Genomic DNA, 6,888 nt, shown 5'->3' on the forward strand with positions numbered 1-6,888 from the left:
AGCCAAACAAACCGTGTCTCAAAAAATGAGACGATTATCATTTAACGTAAGAGCTGTCTTCGATTATCTGAAAATGACGAAAAGATTTCAACCAGTGGTTCTAAATAATTGAAGCTTATATTTAGAACAAATTTACCGTGATAAATTGGTTTACACTATTGACAACAGGGGTCAGTTCCTATCCCAATTAATTTGTCCTTCCCTCTACTTGTAATACGACATATGGTTACAGCATATTATTATTATTACAATAATCTTTGATTATCTTTTCATAATTTTTAATGATAACAATCATTCACCAATTCCATCAGCTTTCCGTAGCTATCCACAACATCGTATTTTACATGTTCCGGATTTATCTTTTTATTGATCTCATCAAAAAATCTTCTGGCGCATTCAATCTTTGTTTTTTCAATTTCTCTTAGTTCCATGCTTGACATGGACCCTTTTGTTTCCGCTACAAAATATACATGTTTTACCAGTCCTTCCTTAAAGGTAATCGCCCAATCCGGGTTATAATTACCAACCGGTGTTGGGATAAAAAAGCCTTTTGGAAGTTTTGCATAGAGTACTACTTCAGCGCTGGTATCAAGGTCTTTAACAAAAGCGCGCTCGTTTTTTGATTCGGTTATCACATAATCATAGATGTGACGTTTCAACGGATCTCCTGCTTTGCTGAAATCCTGCTTGACCTGAGCATCCGTAAATATATTGATATCATGAGTTCCTGAAACAATATTATAAGTCAGATGTTCAATGATGACTGTTGCTTTCTGCTCATTTATCAAACGGGAGGCTTCGGAAATAAAATTTTCCGGATTTGTTTTAAACTGGGCAAAAACCGGGGTTTGAATTTTACGCAGTATTTCAGATACCGTTTTTCTGGTCAGTTGAACTGCTTCACATATTTTGCCTATAAGGTCGTACTTGACTGCCGAGCGGATGGATTTTCGGCTAAACTGGGTTGCCGTCTCCTGAATCTCAAATCCTTCACCGGCTTTGATCTGCTCGTAGCTGATATTATCTTTTTGTTCCCCATGCTGAATAGTGTACTGCAAAGGCTTAACCCGCAACTCTTTGTCAAGCGTCTTCACGCATTTTTCAATAAGTTCGGAGCTATCAAAATAAACCGTGTAAGCGGCTTTATTATTTATTCGGCTCCAAAGTTCTTTAAATTCTTTTTTATTAAAATTATCATTCAGGAGATTGGTTTTGGCTCCTCGATCATTTTCTATCTGTGGCAGTTTGGCATCACTATATACACTGTCTATCAACTTGAAGATTCGGTCTTTAAATGGTTTCAGATCATCAGGTAACGGGGCAAGCGACTCATTTTTTACTGCATCAATGTATTGATTAGAGATATTATCATTGTCATCCGTATAATCGTTTTTCAGTAAATATTTGTATATCTGCTTGGCCATCTGGGCAGTAACTTCTACTGGCCCAGTCTCGGTTTGCAGAGTTTTGCCTGTAAAAAATGCCTCATCGGCAACATGTGGCCTATCGGATAAGGATATGCTGATATCTTTCTGTAAACCCGATACAAAGTCTTTATAACTCTCGCTTGCCACAACTGTTAACACATTGGTTTGATGCACCGTTGCGGGATTATCCTGTCTTTCTCCCAACTGGTTCACTGCAATACGAAGACCCCGCCCAACTTCCTGTCTGCGGGAAATGGTGCTGTCACTGTGTTTAAGAGTACAGATGACAAATACATTCGGATTATCCCATCCTTCCCGAAGAGCAGAATGTGAAAAAATAAATCTGATGGGTTCACCAAAAGAAAGCAGCCGTTCCTTGTCTTTTAAGATCAAATCATAGGCATCAACATCATTTGCTTCACCCTGTTTTCTTTCAGTTGCGCTCATTTTCGGATCAATTAACCGATTTGATTTTTTATCGATGGAAAAGTATCCATTGTGTGTTTTTGAAGCTTCAATTCCATCCAGATAGTTTCTGTATTTATCCTGGAAAAGAAGTTTTAACTCATTGACACAATCTATATATTCTTCTTCAAAAATTTTAGCATATTCACCGCCTTCTTCCCCTGCCTCTGTGTACTTCCGATATTTGGCTACTTCATCAATAAAAAACAGTGAGAGGACTTTTATTCCCTGATGAAACAGAATCTGCTCTTTTTCAAAATGAGACCTGATAGCTTCACGTATCTGAATTCGACGCAACGTTAATTCATTTATGTCGCCTGTGACTTCTCCTGCTGTAAGCTCAACACCATTCGTAAAGCTGACTGTGTCTGTAATTGCATTTATATCGGAAATTACAAAACCTCTATACTGATCCAGCTCTTCGGATTTAGTAAAAAGATTGTTCCCCTTATTCAATTTACGAATTTCTCTTTTAATCCCGTTTTTATGTTTAATCTCCATCTCTATACGGGCAACCGGGCTTTGTTTAGAGACCCCAATGGATTCCAGATAAAGGTAAGCATTGGTTCCGGAAAGTCCTTTTACGGATATGCCGCGAACAGCAATCTTTTTAACCAGCTTCTGGTTATACGCATCCAGCGCATCCAGACGGTGAATCTTGTTGTGCTCCGTCTTATGCGTGGCTGAATAGCGCAGGATAAATAAGGGATTAAACTCTTTAAGCGAGTCAAGAGTTTTAGTCCCTTCCATTTTTTGCGGTTCATCTAAAATAAGGACGGGACGGTTTGCTTTGATAACATCAATGGGTTTTCGGGTCTGAAAGTCATCCAGTTCTTCATAAATCCTGCGGGCATCTTTGCCGGTTGCATTAAATGCCTGCACATTTATTATCATGGTATTGATTCCGGCATCTGATGAAAAACTTTCCAGGTTGTGAAGTTGTTTAGAGTTATAAATGAAAAATTTTACCTTTTTGCCATAAGATTCCTGAAAATGCTCTGCTGTTATTTCAAAAGATTTATAAACACCTTCTCGAATAGCAATACTGGGCACTACAACTATAAACTTGTTCCAGCCATAGCGTTTGTTCATTTCGAAAATGGTCTTAATATAGCAGTAAGTCTTACCGGTTCCGGTTTCCATCTCAACATCCAGATTGATTGGAGATATTTTTGTTTTTGCCAAGTTGCCGGACTGGGGAAGGTTTTGGAGCCGTTGAACTTGTTGAATATTTTCAAGAAGCTGTTGATCATTTAGAAGTAAACCGGCATTTTTAAAGCCTGATTCTTCATAAGCGCCCGTTTGGTAATACCCCTTTTTGTCTTTTTCCCTCATACCGGGATCGATCCGGTAACCGATACCTTCTGTATTTGCTTGTCCTTTGAAACAATCCACAACTGCATCCACAGCAAGAGTTTGGTATCGCTGTTGTTTAAAACGCAACTTCAAACGGGGTTGGGGATTTACAGATGGTAATACATTATCTCTATTGTTTTTCATCACAAACTTATCACTTTTCATAGACTTATATCCGCTATCAGCAAATCCCGCCCGGCTTTATAATGTTGTTGACAAAATCTCGTGTTCTAACGGCAATATCCAGAGCTTCATCACATATAGCCCTGTCAGGCATGGCCTGAGGCAGAGCGGAATAAATTGGATATTTTGATGGGACATAAATAGAATCCATCAGATCCATATCATCATCTGAAATCGGCGATGTGATTTGCTTTTCAGATAGCAGACCAACCAGTTCTCGAATACTATGCGTTCGCACAAACGGGAGATCAAACTCAATGATAACCGCTTTTAAATATTTTTCCACCGCCTGTTGAGCATTCTGGAGACAAGCATTAAGATGGCCGTGTTCCAGTGCAAGCCCTGCAACTTTGAGATTCTCCTCAGCATAGGATATCCATACTCTTGTTTCATCCTTCATAAACCACCTCACCTTTTTCAATTTCCTTTAAAAAAGGTTCGTGTTCCGGATTCGGCCGAACCGGAATAACATCCATCGGTATTATCCGTGCAACATTTCTAAGAATTCGGCGGTACTTTCTGGCAAGGGGGTAATAGCTTTCATTTGAATCCTGAAACACGGCGATATCTATATCGTGGGGCATGTCGGAAGTCACAAATGAACCAAAAACTACAACCTTTCGCACCTCAGGAAAACCGGATAATCCGGCGGCGATTTCCTTTTTTACCATTTCTTTAGTCTTGTCTGAAATATTCATATTCCCCCCTTATCCTTTTGATAAAATCCGAGACACTGTTTCGGATTTATTTTGTATCCATTTTCGATTTCATTTAAATCGTCTTAACATCCGTGTGTGGTGACAATAGCTTAAAGATTTGCTCCACGTTGATTTTAACGCTGTCATTCTTAAAACCGGCATCACGAAACACTACTCTCAGAGGTTTGCGTTTGGCCAGCTCTTTTATAAAATCTTCTGTGATTTCCCCATTTTTATCAAAACATGCTGCGAGAGCATTGTCATCCACGAAAAAGACCTCCTTACCTGCAATTGCATCTTTTTTAATTGGCAAGGATAGATCAACGCCCCAATCCAAAAGCACCTGGAAGAGTAAGTCTTCAGCGCTGCGGTCTTCTTTGATGTTGTCTGAAAATAAGGCAAGCTGCGTTTGTTGCACTGCATCCGGTGTATAGTAGATGCCGGACATGCTGGATGAAGCTACTTTTAGGACGCGAAAGCCGATATCAAAGGATGAGGGATGAAGGATAAAGGATGAAGGGGATTGGAAGGATGAGGGATGAAGGCTAAAGGATGAAGTTGAATCTGAATTTTCGAGCGGCAGTTGTTTTTGATTGTTGTCCTTCCTCTTTTCTAATTCATCTCTTATTTGTTTCCCGGCACGGCGGATACGTTCTTTCCCTATTTCGGCAATTGTTTTATAACCGGCTTTAAATGCTTCAGATTTTTCATCACAAGGCTCCGGAAGCTGGATCATAATGAATTTACGGTTACCCCCATCTTCGGCATTGAGTTGCATGATAGCATGGGCGGTGGTTGCGGAACCAGCGTAAAAGTCAAGAATTATAGCGTCATTTGGACAAAATCTGCATGCTTGTTTTAGTAAATCTAAAGGCTTGGGATTGTCAAATGCTTTTATGCCCATTAATCGCTTCACTATTCCTGAACCAGTTGAGGGAACATGAAACCAAATATCATTTAGTAGAGTTGTATCTGTCGGTGGAATATAGTGTTCAGGTTTGCCATTGGAAGACAACCGCAATAGGTCAATATCTGCCCCTTGTTCTAAATACCAGCTATCAATTGTTTCTTGAGTAATATCTATTTCAGTTTTTCCAATTTCTGATATCATTTTTTGGTAATTGTTAATAGCCATAACACTACGGTCTTTACTCCAACGCCATTGTCCTGTATCCGGTGTTATACCAAAGAGCTCATATCTCATTGTCGGTCTATCTGTGCCACGCCAGTGATTATTCCAACCTCCGCATTTTGAATCATCCAGTTCCCTTACCATCTTTGGGAAACGATATGTAGATATTTTTGAATACAACAATAAATACTCAAAAGCTGTTCCTAATTTATCCCATGTCTCGAATTGAGCTTGTACGCTTTTGGCGCCACGTTTAATTGCAATTGAGTTGCGATAATTAGCTTCTCCAAAAACTTCATCCATTATTTTTTTTAAGTTGCTAATTTCTTCTGGTCCTATTGATGCAAAGATTAATCCATCATCCGATAATAGATTTCTTGCAAGCTTTAACCTTGGATACATCATAGAAAGCCAATCGGAATGGAAACGGCCATTTGATTCAGTGTTTGCTACTAAACGGTTGCCTTCTTCATCTTTCTGATTTGATTTTCTAAGATATTCTTCTGTGCTTTCGGCAAAATCATCTTCATAGATAAAATCATTTCCTGTGTTATATGGTGGGTCAATGTATATCATTTTTATCTTGCCCAGATATGTTTCCTGCAAAAGCTTCAATGCATCAAGATTATCTCCTTCAATAAAGAGATTCTGAGTAGTATCGAAATCAACGCTTTCTTCACGACAAGGGCGTAATGTTTTTGCGATAGGAGCATTAGCGGCAAGTAATGCTTCACGTTTTCCAGGCCAATTAAGATGATAGCGCTCCTGAGGCCCTTCAACAATGGTACCGGATAATTCCTGCCTGAGTAAATCAAAATCTATTGATTTTTTGAGTTTGCCATTTTTATCCATACTTTCCGTCACGCAATTCGGAAACAACCCGGCTATTTTTTCGATATTACCTTCAGTCAAATCAGGACTATGCATTTTCAATTTTTCCATTATACCTCTCCACCTTCATCCTTCCGCCTTCATCCTTCCGCCTTCATCCCTCATCCTTTATTTTTTCAATTTCACTTCTTATATATCTCAGTTCCGCATTAATTTCCACTTTACGATTAAACTGTTTTTCCTTTATCAGCCGAGCCTCAACTTTTGCGGCCTCCCGCTCTTTCATCTTTAATTTCTCCGCCCTGTTGATAAAATCGGAAAACTTCTCATTTTGCCTTGCAGAAAGAGGAATGATTGCTTTTAGAATTGAATGATAAAGCGCGCGAAGATCCAATACAACCGGCAAAGGAACTCTTCTGGCTTTATCAGGCATCCATTGTGTTTCAAAATAGCTGCTTACTACCCATTTGTGTTTGTCTGCTTCGCTTTGACGTTTATAGGCGGCAACATACCGGCTTTTGTTATCATAGCACAATATAAAAAGAATTGGTGACGGTATGGCTTTATCGATTGCAGATTGGCCCCTGTTGTCAATAGTGTAAACCAATTTATGTTTCATGCCGCTTGTTTTAATGCGTAAAATTGCTTCTCAAAGACAACCGGAGACAGATAGCCAAGTCTGGCCTGCCGCCTTTGCCGGTTATAAAAAATCTCTATATATTCTGTGATATCCTGAATTGCCTCTTTTCTGGTGTAGTAATGCTGGTGATGTACAAGCTCATTCTTGAGTGTGCCC

The 6,888-nt window shown here is 39.3% G+C and carries 6 protein-coding genes; all 6 read right to left on the minus strand.

Going from position 1 to position 6,888, the window contains the following annotated elements; genetic code table 11:
* Positions 1-278 precede the first annotated feature (278 nt).
* Entirely contained in the window at positions 279-3,413 is a 3,135-nt protein-coding gene (locus tag VXK47_RS02455) for a type III restriction-modification system endonuclease (RefSeq protein WP_435547187.1), read from the minus strand.
* A gap of 16 nt (positions 3,414-3,429) precedes the next feature.
* Entirely contained in the window at positions 3,430-3,831 is a 402-nt protein-coding gene (locus VXK47_RS02460) for a HEPN domain-containing protein (protein WP_435547188.1), read from the minus strand.
* A complete protein-coding gene (locus VXK47_RS02465) occupies positions 3,821-4,129 on the minus strand; it encodes a nucleotidyltransferase domain-containing protein (RefSeq protein ID WP_435547189.1) in 309 nt (102 codons plus the stop codon). The genes VXK47_RS02460 and VXK47_RS02465 overlap by 11 nt, the downstream gene beginning before the upstream one ends.
* A gap of 73 nt (positions 4,130-4,202) precedes the next feature.
* Positions 4,203-6,203, minus strand: a complete 2,001-nt coding sequence (locus tag VXK47_RS02470; RefSeq protein WP_435547190.1) for a site-specific DNA-methyltransferase — start codon at positions 6,201-6,203, stop codon at positions 4,203-4,205.
* A gap of 43 nt (positions 6,204-6,246) precedes the next feature.
* On the minus strand, positions 6,247-6,711 hold the full coding sequence (locus VXK47_RS02475) for a DUF4391 domain-containing protein (protein WP_435547191.1): 465 nt from the start codon (positions 6,709-6,711) through the stop codon (positions 6,247-6,249).
* Positions 6,708-6,888: IS3 family transposase (locus VXK47_RS02480; protein ID WP_435547127.1), on the minus strand; the 181-nt coding region annotated here is incomplete at its 5' end. The genes VXK47_RS02480 and VXK47_RS02475, both read right to left, overlap by 4 nt.

Origin of the sequence: Desulfobacterium sp. N47 (genome assembly GCF_051233685.1) — a bacterium.
Lineage (GTDB): Bacteria > Desulfobacterota > Desulfobacteria > Desulfobacterales > RPRI01 > RPRI01.